The following is a 15,473-nucleotide window of genomic DNA, read 5'->3' as shown; positions in this document are numbered from 1 at the left end:
CGACCCTCGTGCGTGCGACGGCCGTGACGAGACGGCCTCGTCCCTACCGCGGCGGCCTCGTCCCTGCCGAGACGGCCCTCGTCCCTGCCGCGCTACCAGGCCGCCGGGTCGCGGCCGTCGACGGCGTAGACGGTGCCGTCGGGAGCCCCGGCGAAGACGTGACCGTCGGCGATCAGTGGTTCCGGCAGCGCCGCCGTGACCCGGTCGGATTCCGTGCCCGGCCGCGGCGAGGTCTGCCCGACGAGCCTTCCCCGGCCGGCGTCGACGGCGAGCAGCCGCCCGTCGGCGGCCGTGAAGTACACGTGACGGTCGTCGGCCACGGGCGTCGAGCCCCGGCTCACAGCCGTCTGAAGGCTCCAGCGCTGCTTGCCCGCCGCCATGTCGACGGCCATCAGTGAACCGTTCGCGGCCAGGAGATGGACCATGTTCCCGTGGACACCGGCTCGGGCGCCCTCGAGCGGGAAGGACAGTGTCACCCGCCGCGAGGCCCCGGTGGCCGGGGTGTAACGGACCACGCCTCTCGTCTCCTCGTACACCGGGTCGACGGAGACGAAGAAGACGGACCCGCCGTGCACGCCGATCGGCTGCAGGGACCCGTCCAGCCGCGCGTCCCACCGCACATCGCCGGTGACCGGGTCCAGCGCGCTGACCCGCGTGCTCGACCCGTCGGCGGAACCGCTCGTCGCGTACGCCGACCCGTCCCCGCCGAAGGAGGAGAAGTACGGCACGTCCTGCCCCGGCACCCGCCGGCTCCACTTCGTGTCGCCCGAGGCGCTGTCCACGCCGGTGACCGTTCCGTCGGCGCCGGTGAGCAGCAACATGCCACCGGCGTACGCGGCCCCGCCGTGGACCGGCTCCTCCCGCTGCCAGTGGCTCCGGCCCGAGGCGGGATCGAGGGCCTCGAACCGCTGCCCGCCGTCGGCCGAGAGCTGCACCAACCCTCCTGACAGGACGGGCGGCCCGCTCCGGCTGGCCGCCGCGACTCGATGCCGCCACAGCACGCTGCCGTCGGCCGGGTCGAGGGCGAAGACCACACCGGGCTGGGCGCAGAACAACCTCCCCGTCCCGTACGAGCACTGCGAGGTCACCGCCCCCTTGACGACCGGCTTCGCCTCCCACGCCCGGAACCCGGCCGACGCGGCACGGGAGTGCGTGTCCTTCGGCGTGGCACCGCCGCTCTCGTCGCGGAACAGCGGAACCGAGGCGAACGCACCGATCACGACCAGCCCGAGCGCCCCGGCCGCGAGGGCCACCTGCCCGCGCAGGCTCTTGCCGCGCCACCCCTTCCCGGTCGCACGTTCCCCGAGGCGGCGCGCGGGCTGCCCCCCGGAATCGAAACTCGGCTCAGCCTGCGGACCCCGCCGCGACGCGAACGGCGACACGGCGGGCGACGCGGACGGCGACACGGCGGGCGAGGCAGCCGGCGCCCCGGCGGACGAGGCAGCCGGCGCCCCGCCCTGCGGTGCGGGCTCGTCCTCGGCGCGGGGCCACAACGGCGGTAGTTCCCCGGTCCGCTGCACCGGTATGAACGCCTGTGTCTCGTACGAGGCCGCCACCGACCGCAGTTCACGCATCAACTCGTCAGGAGTCGGCCGGTTCTCCGGGTCCTTGGCGAGGCACCGCAGGACCAGCGGCGCGAGATTCCCCGGCACGCCCGTCAGGTCGGGCTCGTCGTGCACGACCTGGTAGGCGACGACGTACGGACTGTCGGAGTCGAAGGGCCCGCGGCCCGTCGCGGCATGGACCATGACGGACCCGAGTGCGAAGACGTCGGCGGCGGGCCCGACCTCCCGCGGCCGCCTGAACTGCTCGGGCGCCATGAACGGCGGGGTACCGATCAACTTGCCCGTCTCGGTGCGCAACTCGCTGTCTTTCGGCCGCGAGATGCCGAAGTCGATGACCTTCGGACCGTCCTCGGCGAGCAGCACGTTGCTCGGCTTCAGATCCCGGTGCACGACGGAGACCCGGTGGATGTCGCGCAGTGCCTCGGCCAGCCCGGCCATCAGCCGGCGCAACTGGGCGCCGTCCATGGGTCCGTTCCGCTTCACGTGATCGGAGAGGGTCGGGCCGGGAATGAACAGCGTGGCCATCCAGGGCCGTTCGGCCTCGGGGTCCGCGTCCACGACGGACGCGGTGAAGGCCCCGCTCACCCGCCGTGCCGCCGCCACCTCCTGCCGGAACCGCCCCCGGAACTCGGGGTCCTTGGCGAACTGGGCGTGGACGACCTTCACCGCGACCTTCATCCCGGAGGTGCTCCGGGCCAGGTGCACGATGCCCATGCCGCCGGAGCCGAGGCACGACTCAAGACGGTAGTGACCGGCGTACTCGGGAAGTTCCGCTTCCGCGCCCGCTCCGGCGTTCTGTTGTGGCGCCATGGGAACACCCCCGTGCTGTTCGTCCGCGCGCGCGACGCACGGAGCCTAGTCGATGACTCGTGCGAGACAGAGGCGGCTTGCTAGCCTCGATGTGCGAGTTGCGTACATGTGTTTCATGGCGTGATTCAGGGGAATCAACGGGACCCCATGGCATTCATGGGGTCGCAACGGGGGGAGTTGTCCATGTCTGTCGACCGAGTCGAAGAGGTCAGAGGCGTCGGAGAGGCCGTGCAGGCCGAAGAGGTCGCCACGGCGGAGACCGGCGAGACGAAGGAGGCCGTCACCACGGCGGCCGCGGCACTGCACTACTACGCGGTCGCGCCGGGCGTCCGCCTCAACGTCCGCAGTGGTCCCGGCACCACGTACGGCATCGTCCGCATCCTGGCCGAGGGCGCCATGGTCCCGATCTTCTGCCAGACACCCGGCTCCACGGTGACGGGCCCGTACGGCACCACCAAGATCTGGGACAACATCGACAGCGGTGAGTACGTGTCGGACGCGTACGTGAAAACGGGCAGCGACGGGTATGTAGCAGCGCGCTGCGCCTGATCCGCCACGGAGCCCGCGGACACCCGGAGACATAATCAACGGGTGAGCGACGAGAACGGCACCCCGTCCACCCCCGCGGGCTCCACGGGCCCCCGCCCCGAACCCCTGCGCTTCTTCGGCACGACCTGGGTGAACCACGACGGCGACTACACCCTCCGCCGCGTCGGCGTGGCCGCGGGTTCGCTCGCCGCCGTGGCCGGCTCCTGCCTGGTCCTCCGCTTCGCCTACGAGGGCCTGCAGATCGCGGACACCGGGCGCTTCGTGACCTTCCTGGTGATCGTGATGTTCGCGGTCTGCAGCGCCCTCGCCTTCCGCCAGACCCTGGACGGCTTCACCAAGCGCCCCGACCCCGACCGCCAGGCATCCCTCCGCGGCCTCCTGGCCATCGGCTTCGTCGGCTCACTCCTCGCCTACTTCTTCCGCTCCCTCATCGAGGCCCCGGGAGAGAAGCTGCACCGCGAGGAGTACGAAGCAGCCCGCGTCCAGCACGAAAAGCGTGCCCACCGCCGCACCGGCAACCCCTCGAAGAACCGCACCGCGAACCCACCGAAGAAGCGCCGCCGCAAGTAGGTACGAAGGCAGGCCCCAGCCCGCCTCTCACCGAAAACACCCCGCGCCCCGCACCCACTCCCACCACCATGGTCGTATGACCGCATCCTCGGCACCCCACCGCGCGCCTGCCTCGCCTGCCGTCCGGGCGCACTCCTTCAATGCCGCCGCGGCCCAGTACGCGGCCAACCGCCCCACGTATCCACCAGCCCTCTTCGACGCGATCGAGGAGCTGTCCGGCCGGTCCCTGGCGGGTGCGCGAGTCGCGGACATCGGCGCCGGGACCGGCATCTCCACCGCCCTGCTCCACGAGCGCGGTGCCGAGGTGGTCGCGGTCGAACCGGGCGAGGGCATGGCCGCCGAGTTCCGCCGCACCCTCCCCGGCATCCCGATCCTCAGGGGGAACGGCAACTCCCTTCCCCTGGCCGACGCCTGCGCCGACCTTCTCGCCTACGCCCAGTCCTGGCACTGGACCGACCCCGCCGAGTCGGTCCCGGAGGCCGTACGCGTCCTGCGTCCGGGCGGCGCGCTCGCCCTGTGGTGGAACACCGACGCCCTCGACGTGCCGTGGATCGCCGAGGAGGCCGACCGCATCGGGCGCTTCCTCGGCATCGACCTCGCGGAGGAGAAGGCACGGGCCGGCACTCGCGCCGCCGACCCCGCCGGACGCCTCGACTTCGTCCGCCGCGAGGTCCGCTGGAGCCGGCGCGTCTCCATCGACACGCACCTCGCGAACGTCGGCAGCCACTCCGTCTTCCTCACCCTGGCCGAGGAGGCGGCCGCCGTCTTCCTCGCCGAGGAACGCCGGCACCTGCTGCGGGCCTTCCCCGACGGATTCGTAGAAGAGGTCTACGACGTCGACCTGGCACTCGCCGTCAAGGCGTGATCGCGGGCGGCGGCCCAGTTCCCGATGGCCGCCGCACACGCGTGGTCCACGTGCCGCAGCCCGCCCAACTCCAGCCGCACCCTCCGGTCGTGCGGCAACGCCTCCAGCGCGTCGAGCAGCTTCGGCAGCCGCAGGAAGGTCGCGTGCCCCAGCACCCGTACGTGAAGCCCCGCCTCTCCCAGGTCCTCGGTCTCCACGTGCACTTGGCTCGTGTCCCACGCCGTCTTCCCGACGGCCAGCGCGAGTCCCACCAACACTCCCTCGAAGACGTTGCCGAACACGATCGCCCCCGCCGTCACCCCCAGCACGACGGCCTCACCCCGGTGCTCGCGCCACAGCCCCCGCACCTCCCGGACCGGCACGAGTGCGCAGCCCGCGTGCACCAGCAACCCCGCCAACGCCGCCACCGGAATCGCCCCGAGCAGCCCGGGAACCCCGACCGTGAACACCAGCAGCCAACCTCCGTGCAGCACCCGTGCCGCCTTCGTCCGCGCCCCGGCCCGCACGTTCGCCGCGCTGCGCACGACGACCGCCGTCATCGGCAGGGCCCCGAGCATCCCGCAGACCGCGTTCCCGGCGCCCTGCGCCATCAACTCCCGGTCGTAGTCGGTGCGCGCACCCCGGTGCAGCCGGTCCACCGCCGCCGCGCCGAACAGCGACTCCGCGGACGCGATCAGCGCGAAGGCGAGGACGGTCCCGATCACGCCCACCCCCGTGAGCCGCCCGAAGTCCCCGGCCTCCGGCAGCCGCACGGACTCCAGCAGCCCCCGCACCTCCACCCGCCGCACACCCAGGTCGAACACCCCGGTCACGGCGGCCGCCAGCGCCACCGCCATGAGCGGCGCGGGCATCAGCCGCGCCCCCCGCTTCCACCGCGGCCACATGAGCACTACGGCGATGGTGCCGGCGCCCACCGACAACGCCACCGGATCCCCGAGCCCGGGCAGCGACACCAACCCGGTGATCTTCCCGAGGCCGCTCGCCGGCGCTGCCACGTCACCGAGCGCGTAGACCTGGCCGACGACCAGCACCAGCCCGATCCCGGCGAGCATCCCGTGCACGACAGCCACGGAGACAGCGCGGAACCACCGCCCGAGCCTGAGCGCCCCGAGCCCCAACTGCACCAGTCCGGCGCCGAACACGAGCACACCGAGCGCCTCGAGGCCGTACCTCTGCACGGCCTCGTACACCAGCACCGTCAGTCCCGCCGCCGGTCCGCTGACCTGAAGGCTGCTGCCGGGCAGCGACCCGGCGACCAGCCCGCCGACGATGCCGGTGACCAGCCCCAGCTCGGCGGGCACACCGGAGGCCATGGCGACGCCCACGCACAGAGGCAGCGCGACGAGGAACACGACGAGAGAAGCGAGCAGATCGTCCTTGCGTACGCGACAGCGCATGACAGAAGCACCTCCGGCGATCGAGGAGATGCGCGGGCGCTGAGCCGGGGGAGGGCATGGCGGACCTGCATGCCAGGCATATGACCTCGCACTGAAATCCATTGTCGTAAAGGGAGGTCGGCCGCGCAGCAGGTCGGCGGTACCGCCTCGGGCGCGCGGAGGCACACGAGCCGGAACCTCCGCTTCTGATCGCGCCGGCACACGCCTGCACCGCACCGCGCGCCCTCACTTGACGGCGCCGTCGCCCGCGAGCATTATTCATCACATGATGAATTACTCCTCCGGTCCACCCGACACGGAGCCCGGCACCGTCCGGAGCCCAGCCGTACGCGCCGAAGGGCTCACCGTCGTCCGAGGCCCCCGCACCGTCCTGCGCGCCCTCGACTTCACCGTCCCCCGCGGCCAGATCACCGGGCTCCTCGGGCCCTCCGGCTGCGGCAAGTCGACCCTCATGCGCTCGATCGTCGGCACCCAGGCAAAGGTCACCGGCACGCTGGACGTCCTGGGCAGCCCCGCGGGCCACCCCTCCCTCCGCACCCGCATCGGCTACGTCACCCAAGCCCCCTCCGTCTACGACGACCTGACGGTCCGCCAGAACCTCGACTACTTCGCCGCGATCCTAGACCCCGGCCGCGCGGCAGCCGACCGCCGCGACGCCGACGTCACCCGAGCCATCGCGGACGTCGACCTCACCTCCCACGCGGACGCCCTCGCCGGCAACCTCTCCGGTGGCCAGCGCAACCGCGTCTCCCTCGCCGTGGCACTCCTGGGCACCCCCGAACTGCTGGTCCTCGACGAACCGACGGTCGGCCTGGACCCGGTCCTGCGCCGCGACCTGTGGAACCTCTTCCACGACATCGCCACCTCCCGCGGCGCGACGCTCCTCATCTCCTCCCACGTCATGGACGAGGCCGAGCGCTGCCACCGCCTGCTGCTGATGCGCGAGGGCGAAATCCTCGCCGACGACACCCCGGACGCCCTCCGCGCCCGCACCGGCTCGGACACGGTCGAGGCGGCGTTCCTGCACCTGGTCGACGAGGCCGTCGCCGCAGGCCACCGAAAGGAAACGGCCCGATGAGTACGACGACGAGCACCCGGACCTCCACCAGCGCCCTCAGCGCCGCCCGCACCACCGCCACCGCCACCCGGGTCCTGCGCCAGCTCCGCCACGACCCGCGCACGATCGCGATGATGATCCTCATCCCCTGCGTCATGCTCGTGCTGCTGCGCTACGTCTTCGACGGCAGCCCGCGCACCTTCGACGGCACCGGAGCGTCACTCCTCGGCATCTTCCCCCTGATCACGATGTTCCTGGTCACCTCCATCGCCACCCTGCGGGAACGCACCTCGGGCACCCTCGAACGCCTCCTCGCCATGCCCCTCGGCAAAGGCGACCTGATCGCCGGCTACGCCCTCGCCTTCGGTGCCGTCGCCATCGTCCAGTCCGTCCTGGCGACGGGCCTCGCGGTCTGGTTCCTGGGCCTGGACGTCACCGGCAGCCCCTGGCTCCTCCTGCTGGTGGCCCTCCTCGACGCGCTCCTCGGTACGGCCCTCGGTCTCTTCGTCTCGGCCTTCGCGGCCTCGGAATTCCAGGCGGTCCAGTTCATGCCGGCGGTGATCTTCCCCCAACTCCTCCTCTGCGGCCTCTTCACCCCGCGCTCCAACATGCACCCGGTGCTCGAGGCCATCTCCGACGTCCTCCCGATGTCCTACGCGGTCGACGGCATGAACGAGGTCCTCAAACACACGGACATGACGGCGACCTTCGTCCGGGACGCGCTGATCGTGGCGGGCTGCGCACTGCTCGTCCTGGGACTGGGCGCCGCCACCCTGCGACGCCGAACCGAGTGACCCGCACGGCTGGCAGGCGTCCGGCCACCGGACACCTCGCCCGGGCCGACGCTTCCCGGTGCGAGGATGAACCCGGACGACGCACCCTCCGGAGGGCCCCAGCCATGACGCAGAAAGTCGCAGTCCTCGGCACCGGCAAGATCGGCGAAGCCCTGCTCAGCGGAATGATCCGCGCAGGCTGGGCCCCGGCGGACCTCCTGGTCACCGCCCGCCGACCCGAGCGAGCCGAGGAACTCCGCACCCGGCACGGAGTCACCCCGGTCACCAACGCGGAGGCCGCCAAGTCCGCCGACACGCTGATCCTCACCGTCAAACCGCAGGACATGGGCACCCTCCTCGACGAACTCGCCCCCCACGTCCCCGCCGACCGCCTGATCATCAGCGGTGCGGCAGGCATCCCCACCTCCTTCTTCGAGGAGCGCCTCGCCACGGGCACCCCGGTCGTCCGCGTCATGACGAACACTCCCGCCCTCGTCGACGAGGCCATGTCGGTCATCTCAGCGGGCAGCCACGCCACCGCCGACCACCTGGCCCACGCCGAGGAGATCTTCGGCGCCGTGGGCAAGACACTCCGCGTCCCCGAGTCACAGCAGGACGCCTGCACGGCCCTCTCCGGCTCCGGCCCGGCGTACTTCTTCTACCTGGTCGAAGCCATGACCGACGCCGGCATCCTGCTGGGCCTGCCCCGCGACAAGGCCCACGACCTGATCGTGCAGTCCGCGATCGGCGCCGCCGTCATGCTCCGCGACAGCGGCGAACACCCGGTCAAGCTCAGGGAGAACGTCACCTCCCCCGCCGGCACCACGATCAACGCCATCCGCGAACTCGAGAACCACGGCGTACGCGCCGCCCTCATCGCCGCCCTCGAAGCCGCCCGCGACCGCAGCCGCGCGCTGGCCTCCGGCAACAGCAGCTGACACCGCGCCGCCCCTGCCCCAGGGGGCGGCACAGCGCACCTACCGCGCCACACTCAGCGCGGTATCAGCCGCCGGCAGCAGCCCGATCGCACGGTAGGCGGCATCCACGGTCGGCCGCGCCATGGCCCGCGCCCTCTCCGCACCATCCCGCAGCACCCCCTCCACATACGCGGGATCCGCGCACAGCTCCCTGTGCCTGTCCTGTACGGGCCTGAGGAGCTCCACCACGGCCTCCGCCGTGTCCTTCTTCAAGGCGCCGTACGACTCATATACACCGCTCAGCTCCTCCGGGTTCCCACCCGTGCACGCGGCGAGGATCTCGAGCAGGTTGGCCAGGCCAGGCCGTGCCGCCCGGTCGTACACGACCTCTCGCCCGCTGTCGGTCACCGCTCGCCCGACCTTCTTCCGCACGACGTCCGGCTCGTCCAGCAGATAGACGATGCCCGGCCCCGCGTCGTCGCTCTTGCCCATCTTCGACAGCGGCTCCTGCAGATTCATCACGCGCGCCCCGACCGCCGGATGCGTGGCCCGGGGCACCACGAACGTGTGCCCGTACCGCTGGTTGAACCGCACGGCCAGATCCCGGGTCAGCTCCACGTGCTGAGCCTGGTCGTCACCCACAGGCACCTCGTCGCTCGCGTACGCGAGGATGTCGGCCGCCATCAGCACCGGATACGTCAGCAAGGACAACCGGACGCTGCCGCCCCGCTCCCGCTCCAGCGCGGCCTTCTCCTTGTACTGGATCATCCGCCGCATCTCGCCGTCGGTGGCCACGCACTCCAGCACATACGACAACCGCGCGTGCTCGTCCACATGACTCTGTACGAAAAGGGTGCACAGCTCGGGATCCAGCCCCGTCGCCAGCAACAGCGTCGCCGCCTGCCGACTGAGCCGACGCACCCGCGCCGGATCGTGGTCCACGGTCAGGGCATGCAGATCGACGACGCAGAACAGCGCGTCCGCCTGGTGCTGGTCGACGGCGGCCCACCGCCGCATGGCCCCGAGGTAGTTCCCCAGCGTCAGATGCCCGGTCGGCTTGACTCCGCTGAAGACCCGCGTCATCTCTTCTCCTCCTGGTCGAGACCGCCGCACCCGGCCGGCCGGCCCTCCTGGAGGGGGATACGAAAACGGCCGCCGAGTCGGCGGCCGCTGGATGCATACGTGACTGCGGCCGCTGTCAGGCGGCCCACCACTGCTGGGTGCACGTATGCGTGGTCATGCCTGTCAGCCTACGCCGCCGAACCCCCCTCCGGAGTGGAGTTGACACGCCCCGAGCCGGTACGTACTGTTCTCCGAGTTGTCCGACGTGAGCGCCGACCCCGGTCGGTCCCCGGACAGCCATTCCGCAAGTACCAACAACACTCGACGAGCAGTTGTCCTGCTGTCGTGTCATTGGCATGTGTATTCGCGAAATGAGGAATCCGTGTTCGAAAGAGCGCAGGTCCCCGATTAGCTCGGGAGCCGGGAATCCGCTAAAGTCTCACTCGTCGGAACGGCCCAACAGCCGGGATGACAAGCCCGCTGACTGGGAGTCAGGCCCGAAAGGATCTGATAGAGTCGGAACCGCCGGAAAGGGAAACGCGAAAGCGGAAACCTGGAAAGCACCGAGGAAATCGGAACCGGAAACGGTCTGATAGAGTCGGAAACGCAAGACCGAAGGGAAGCGCCCGGAGGAAAGCCGCGAGACAGTGTCTCGGGTGAGTACAAAGGAAGCGTCCGTTCCTTGAGAACTCAACAGCGTGCCAAAATCAACGCCAGATATGTTGATACCCCGTCTCCGGCCGTCTGGTCGGGGCGTGGTTCCTTTGAAGTAAACACAGCGAGGACGCTGTGAACGGCCGGGCTTATTCCGCCTGGCTGTTCCGCTCTCGTGGTGTCATCCCGATTACGGGACAACATTCACGGAGAGTTTGATCCTGGCTCAGGACGAACGCTGGCGGCGTGCTTAACACATGCAAGTCGAACGATGAACCACTTCGGTGGGGATTAGTGGCGAACGGGTGAGTAACACGTGGGCAATCTGCCCTTCACTCTGGGACAAGCCCTGGAAACGGGGTCTAATACCGGATAATACTCCTGCAGGCATCTGTGGGGGTTAAAAGCTCCGGCGGTGAAGGATGAGCCCGCGGCCTATCAGCTTGTTGGTGAGGTAATGGCTCACCAAGGCGACGACGGGTAGCCGGCCTGAGAGGGCGACCGGCCACACTGGGACTGAGACACGGCCCAGACTCCTACGGGAGGCAGCAGTGGGGAATATTGCACAATGGGCGAAAGCCTGATGCAGCGACGCCGCGTGAGGGATGACGGCCTTCGGGTTGTAAACCTCTTTCAGCAGGGAAGAAGCGAAAGTGACGGTACCTGCAGAAGAAGCGCCGGCTAACTACGTGCCAGCAGCCGCGGTAATACGTAGGGCGCAAGCGTTGTCCGGAATTATTGGGCGTAAAGAGCTCGTAGGCGGCTTGTCGCGTCGGTTGTGAAAGCCCGGGGCTTAACCCCGGGTCTGCAGTCGATACGGGCAGGCTAGAGTGTGGTAGGGGAGATCGGAATTCCTGGTGTAGCGGTGAAATGCGCAGATATCAGGAGGAACACCGGTGGCGAAGGCGGATCTCTGGGCCATTACTGACGCTGAGGAGCGAAAGCGTGGGGAGCGAACAGGATTAGATACCCTGGTAGTCCACGCCGTAAACGGTGGGAACTAGGTGTTGGCGACATTCCACGTCGTCGGTGCCGCAGCTAACGCATTAAGTTCCCCGCCTGGGGAGTACGGCCGCAAGGCTAAAACTCAAAGGAATTGACGGGGGCCCGCACAAGCAGCGGAGCATGTGGCTTAATTCGACGCAACGCGAAGAACCTTACCAAGGCTTGACATCGCCCGGAAAGCATCAGAGATGGTGCCCCCTTGTGGTCGGGTGACAGGTGGTGCATGGCTGTCGTCAGCTCGTGTCGTGAGATGTTGGGTTAAGTCCCGCAACGAGCGCAACCCTTGTTCTGTGTTGCCAGCATGCCCTTCGGGGTGATGGGGACTCACAGGAGACTGCCGGGGTCAACTCGGAGGAAGGTGGGGACGACGTCAAGTCATCATGCCCCTTATGTCTTGGGCTGCACACGTGCTACAATGGCAGGTACAATGAGCTGCGATACCGTGAGGTGGAGCGAATCTCAAAAAGCCTGTCTCAGTTCGGATTGGGGTCTGCAACTCGACCCCATGAAGTCGGAGTTGCTAGTAATCGCAGATCAGCATTGCTGCGGTGAATACGTTCCCGGGCCTTGTACACACCGCCCGTCACGTCACGAAAGTCGGTAACACCCGAAGCCGGTGGCCCAACCCCTTGTGGGAGGGAGCTGTCGAAGGTGGGACTGGCGATTGGGACGAAGTCGTAACAAGGTAGCCGTACCGGAAGGTGCGGCTGGATCACCTCCTTTCTAAGGAGCATCTAGGCCGCCAGGCATTGTCTGGTGGTCCAGGGCCATTACGTCGGCATACGTTCGACGGTGGTTGCTCATGGGTGGAACGTTGATTATTCGGCCGGGTTTCCGGGTCGGAGGCTGCAAGTACTGCTCGTAAGAGTGTGGAAAGCATGATCTTCGGACGGGATGCGGTCGGGCACGCTGTTGGGTATCTGAGGGTACGGCCGATAGTCTGGCTGCCTTCAGTGCCGGCCCCGGTGAAAATCTGCTTCGGCGGGTTGTGACGGGTGGTTGGTCGTTGTTTGAGAACTGCACAGTGGACGCGAGCATCTGTGGCCAAGTTTTTAAGGGCGCACGGTGGATGCCTTGGCACCAGGAACCGATGAAGGACGTGGGAGGCCACGATAGTCCCCGGGGAGTCGTCAACCAGGCTTTGATCCGGGGGTTTCCGAATGGGGAAACCCGGCAGTCGTCATGGGCTGTCACCCATACCTGAACACATAGGGTATGTGGAGGGAACGCGGGGAAGTGAAACATCTCAGTACCCGCAGGAAGAGAAAACAACCGTGATTCCGGGAGTAGTGGCGAGCGAAACCGGATGAGGCCAAACCGTATACGTGTGAGACCCGGCAGGGGTTGCGTATGCGGGGTTGTGGGATCTCTCTTTCACAGTCTGCCGGCTGTGAGGCGAGTCAGAAACCGTTGATGTAGGCGAAGGACATGCGAAAGGTCCGGCGTAGAGGGTAAGACCCCCGTAGTCGAAACGTCAACGGCTCGTTTGAGAGACACCCAAGTAGCACGGGGCCCGAGAAATCCCGTGTGAATCTGGCGGGACCACCCGCTAAGCCTAAATATTCCCTGGTGACCGATAGCGGATAGTACCGTGAGGGAATGGTGAAAAGTACCGCGGGAGCGGAGTGAAATAGTACCTGAAACCGTGTGCCTACAAGCCGTGGGAGCGTCGCGCATTGAGTTTACTCAATGCGTCGTGACTGCGTGCCTTTTGAAGAATGAGCCTGCGAGTTTGCGGTGTGTTGCGAGGTTAACCCGTGTGGGGAAGCCGTAGCGAAAGCGAGTCCGAACAGGGCGATTCAGTAGCGCGCTCAAGACCCGAAGCGGAGTGATCTAGCCATGGGCAGGTTGAAGCGGAGGTAAGACTTCGTGGAGGACCGAACCCACCAGGGTTGAAAACCTGGGGGATGACCTGTGGTTAGGGGTGAAAGGCCAATCAAACTCCGTGATAGCTGGTTCTCCCCGAAATGCATTTAGGTGCAGCGTCGTGTGTTTCTTGCCGGAGGTAGAGCACTGGATAGGCGATGGGCCCTACCGGGTTACTGACCTTAGCCAAACTCCGAATGCCGGTAAGTGAGAGCACGGCAGTGAGACTGTGGGGGATAAGCTCCATGGTCGAGAGGGAAACAGCCCAGAGCATCGACTAAGGCCCCTAAGCGTACGCTAAGTGGGAAAGGATGTGGAGTCGCACAGACAACCAGGAGGTTGGCTTAGAAGCAGCCACCCTTGAAAGAGTGCGTAATAGCTCACTGGTCTAGTGATTCCGCGCCGACAATGTAGCGGGGCTCAAGCGTACCGCCGAAGTCGTGTCATTCATACACATATCCCCAACGGGAGTATGGATGGGTAGGGGAGCGTCGTGTGCCGGGTGAAGCCGCGCCGGAAGGCAGTGGTGGACGGTTCACGAGTGAGAATGCAGGCATGAGTAGCGATACACACGTGAGAAACGTGTGCGCCGATTGACTAAGGGTTCCTGGGTCAAGCTGATCTGCCCAGGGTAAGTCGGGACCTAAGGCGAGGCCGACAGGCGTAGTCGATGGATAACCGGTTGATATTCCGGTACCCGCTGTGAAGCGTCAAACATTGAACCAGGCGATGCTAAGTCCGTGAAGCCGTTCCGGACCCTTCGGGGAAAGGAAAGTGGTGGAGCCGACGGACCAGACCTGCAGTAGGTGAGTGATGGGGTGACGCAGGAAGGTAGTCCATCCCGGGCGGTGGTTGTCCCGGGGTAAGGGTGTAGGACGTTGTCCAGGTAAATCCGGACAGCACATAGTCTGAGACCTGATGCCGAGCCGATTGTGGTGAAGTGGATGATCCTATGCTGTCGAGAAAAGCCTCTAGCGAGTTTCATGGCGGCCCGTACCCTAAACCGACTCAGGTGGTCAGGTAGAGAATACCGAGGCGTTCGGGTGAACTATGGTTAAGGAACTCGGCAAAATGCCCCCGTAACTTCGGGAGAAGGGGGGCCATCACTGGTGATCCGATTTACTCGGTGAGCTGGGGGTGGCCGCAGAGACCAGCGAGAAGCGACTGTTTACTAAAAACACAGGTCCGTGCGAAGCCGTAAGGCGATGTATACGGACTGACGCCTGCCCGGTGCTGGAACGTTAAGGGGACCGGTTAGTGCGCTTTCGGGCGTGCGAAGCTGAGAACTTAAGCGCCAGTAAACGGCGGTGGTAACTATAACCATCCTAAGGTAGCGAAATTCCTTGTCGGGTAAGTTCCGACCTGCACGAATGGCGTAACGACTTCTCGACTGTCTCAACCATAGGCCCGGTGAAATTGCACTACGAGTAAAGATGCTCGTTTCGCGCAGCAGGACGGAAAGACCCCGGGACCTTTACTACAGTTTGATATTGGTGTTCGGTTCGGCTTGTGTAGGATAGCTGGGAGACTGTGAAGCTTGGACGCCAGTTCAGGTGGAGTCGTCGTTGAAATACCAGTCTGGTCGTGCTGGATGTCTAACCTGGGTCCGTGATCCGGATCAGGGACAGTGTCTGATGGGTAGTTTAACTGGGGCGGTTGCCTCCTAAAGAGTAACGGAGGCGCCCAAAGGTTCCCTCAGCCTGGTTGGCAATCAGGTGTTGAGTGTAAGTGCACAAGGGAGCTTGACTGTGAGACCGACGGGTCGAGCAGGGACGAAAGTCGGGACTAGTGATCCGGCGGTGGCTTGTGGAAGCGCCGTCGCTCAACGGATAAAAGGTACCCCGGGGATAACAGGCTGATCTTCCCCAAGAGTCCATATCGACGGGATGGTTTGGCACCTCGATGTCGGCTCGTCGCATCCTGGGGCTGGAGTCGGTCCCAAGGGTTGGGCTGTTCGCCCATTAAAGCGGTACGCGAGCTGGGTTTAGAACGTCGTGAGACAGTTCGGTCCCTATCCGCTGCGCGCGCAGGAATATTGAGAAGGGCTGTCCCTAGTACGAGAGGACCGGGACGGACGAACCTCTGGTGTGCCAGTTGTCCTGCCAAGGGCATGGCTGGTTGGCTACGTTCGGGAGGGATAACCGCTGAAAGCATCTAAGCGGGAAGCCTGCTTCGAGATGAGTATTCCCACCCCCTTTGAGGGGTTAAGGCTCCCAGTAGACGACTGGGTTGATAGGCCGGATCTGGAAGCACCGTAAGGTGTGGAGGTGACCGGTACTAATAGGCCGAGGGCTTGTCCTCAGTTGCTCGCGTCCACTGTGTTGGTTCTGAAACCACGAACAACCCCATGCCCATGGTCACGGGTGTGGTGCGGTTGTCTGTT

At 66.4% G+C, this 15,473-nt stretch carries 9 protein-coding genes and 2 rRNA genes; 8 read left to right on the top strand and 3 right to left on the bottom strand.

Translation table 11 applies throughout. The features are described 5' to 3' along the window. Positions 1 to 92: 92 nt before the first annotated feature. On the bottom strand, positions 93 to 2,375 hold the full coding sequence (locus OG985_RS21185; protein WP_371669906.1) for a serine/threonine-protein kinase: 2,283 nt from the start codon (positions 2,373 to 2,375) through the stop codon (positions 93 to 95). Positions 2,376 to 2,558: 183 nt separating this feature from the next. On the opposite strand from OG985_RS21185, the gene OG985_RS21180 reads away from it, so the two are divergent. From OG985_RS21180 to OG985_RS21170, 3 genes are all read left to right on the top strand, one after another. Next, entirely contained in the window at positions 2,559 to 2,924 is a 366-nt protein-coding gene (locus OG985_RS21180; protein WP_371669905.1) for an SH3 domain-containing protein, read from the top strand. Positions 2,925 to 2,966: 42 nt separating this feature from the next. After that, positions 2,967 to 3,494, top strand: a complete 528-nt coding sequence (locus OG985_RS21175) for an EamA/RhaT family transporter (RefSeq protein WP_371669904.1) — start codon at positions 2,967 to 2,969, stop codon at positions 3,492 to 3,494. 76 nt (positions 3,495 to 3,570) lie between these two features. Beyond that, positions 3,571 to 4,359, top strand: coding sequence for a class I SAM-dependent methyltransferase (locus tag OG985_RS21170; RefSeq protein ID WP_371669903.1), 789 nt, complete (start codon positions 3,571 to 3,573; stop codon positions 4,357 to 4,359). Here the strand turns inward: OG985_RS21170 and OG985_RS21165 are convergent. Then, a complete protein-coding gene (locus OG985_RS21165) occupies positions 4,323 to 5,756 on the bottom strand; it encodes a SulP family inorganic anion transporter (RefSeq protein WP_371669902.1) in 1,434 nt (477 codons plus the stop codon). The two genes, OG985_RS21170 and OG985_RS21165, sit on opposite strands and share 37 nt — an antisense overlap. 265 nt (positions 5,757 to 6,021) lie before the next feature. Here OG985_RS21165 and OG985_RS21160 point away from each other — a divergent pair, with 265 nt between their 5' ends. The 3 genes from OG985_RS21160 to proC all read left to right on the top strand — a co-directional run bounded on the left by OG985_RS21160 (position 6,022) and on the right by proC (position 8,524). Then, positions 6,022 to 6,834 (top strand): ABC transporter ATP-binding protein, encoded by an 813-nt coding sequence (locus OG985_RS21160; protein ID WP_371669901.1) that lies wholly within the window; start codon positions 6,022 to 6,024, stop codon positions 6,832 to 6,834. Continuing rightward, positions 6,831 to 7,607 carry an ABC transporter permease gene (locus OG985_RS21155; protein ID WP_371669900.1) on the top strand — a complete coding sequence of 259 codons (777 nt, stop codon included), beginning with the start codon at positions 6,831 to 6,833 and terminating at the stop codon, positions 7,605 to 7,607. Before OG985_RS21160 ends, OG985_RS21155 begins: the two co-directional genes overlap by 4 nt. Positions 7,608 to 7,711: 104 nt before the next feature. After that, entirely contained in the window at positions 7,712 to 8,524 is an 813-nt protein-coding gene (gene proC, locus OG985_RS21150) for a pyrroline-5-carboxylate reductase (RefSeq protein WP_371669899.1), read from the top strand. A gap of 39 nt (positions 8,525 to 8,563) precedes the next feature. On the opposite strand, the gene trpS is transcribed toward proC, so the two are convergent. Next, positions 8,564 to 9,586 carry a tryptophan--tRNA ligase gene (gene trpS / locus OG985_RS21145; RefSeq protein WP_371669898.1) on the bottom strand — a complete coding sequence of 341 codons (1,023 nt, stop codon included), beginning with the start codon at positions 9,584 to 9,586 and terminating at the stop codon, positions 8,564 to 8,566. 836 nt (positions 9,587 to 10,422) lie between these two features. Between trpS and OG985_RS21140 the strand changes: the two genes are divergently transcribed. Together OG985_RS21140 and OG985_RS21135 are read left to right on the top strand one after the other, a co-directional pair. Further along, positions 10,423 to 11,947, top strand: a 16S ribosomal RNA gene (locus OG985_RS21140). Between the two features lie 319 nt (positions 11,948 to 12,266). Continuing rightward, positions 12,267 to 15,391: ribosomal RNA gene (locus tag OG985_RS21135) — 23S ribosomal RNA — on the top strand. The 16S and 23S rRNA genes sit together here, the layout of an rRNA operon. The last annotated feature ends 82 nt before the right edge of the window (positions 15,392 to 15,473 follow it).

Source organism: Streptomyces sp. NBC_00289, assembly GCF_041435115.1.
Classification (GTDB): domain Bacteria; phylum Actinomycetota; class Actinomycetes; order Streptomycetales; family Streptomycetaceae; genus Streptomyces.
This window is presented reverse-complemented; position numbering and strand designations above follow the sequence as displayed.

What these genes read in the sequence shown, in the direction of transcription:
- trpS (WP_371669898.1), bottom strand. Translation starts at nt 9,586, where the DNA reads ATGACGCGGGTCTTCAGCGGAGTCAAGCCGACCGGGCATCTGACGCTG.
- OG985_RS21180 (WP_371669905.1), top strand. Translation starts at nt 2,559, where the DNA reads ATGTCTGTCGACCGAGTCGAAGAGGTCAGAGGCGTCGGAGAGGCCGTG.
- proC (WP_371669899.1), top strand. Translation starts at nt 7,712, where the DNA reads ATGACGCAGAAAGTCGCAGTCCTCGGCACCGGCAAGATCGGCGAAGCC.
- OG985_RS21160 (WP_371669901.1), top strand. Translation starts at nt 6,022, where the DNA reads ATGATGAATTACTCCTCCGGTCCACCCGACACGGAGCCCGGCACCGTC.
- OG985_RS21165 (WP_371669902.1), bottom strand. Translation starts at nt 5,756, where the DNA reads ATGCGCTGTCGCGTACGCAAGGACGATCTGCTCGCTTCTCTCGTCGTG.
- OG985_RS21185 (WP_371669906.1), bottom strand. Translation starts at nt 2,375, where the DNA reads ATGGCGCCACAACAGAACGCCGGAGCGGGCGCGGAAGCGGAACTTCCC.
- OG985_RS21170 (WP_371669903.1), top strand. Translation starts at nt 3,571, where the DNA reads ATGACCGCATCCTCGGCACCCCACCGCGCGCCTGCCTCGCCTGCCGTC.
- OG985_RS21155 (WP_371669900.1), top strand. Translation starts at nt 6,831, where the DNA reads ATGAGTACGACGACGAGCACCCGGACCTCCACCAGCGCCCTCAGCGCC.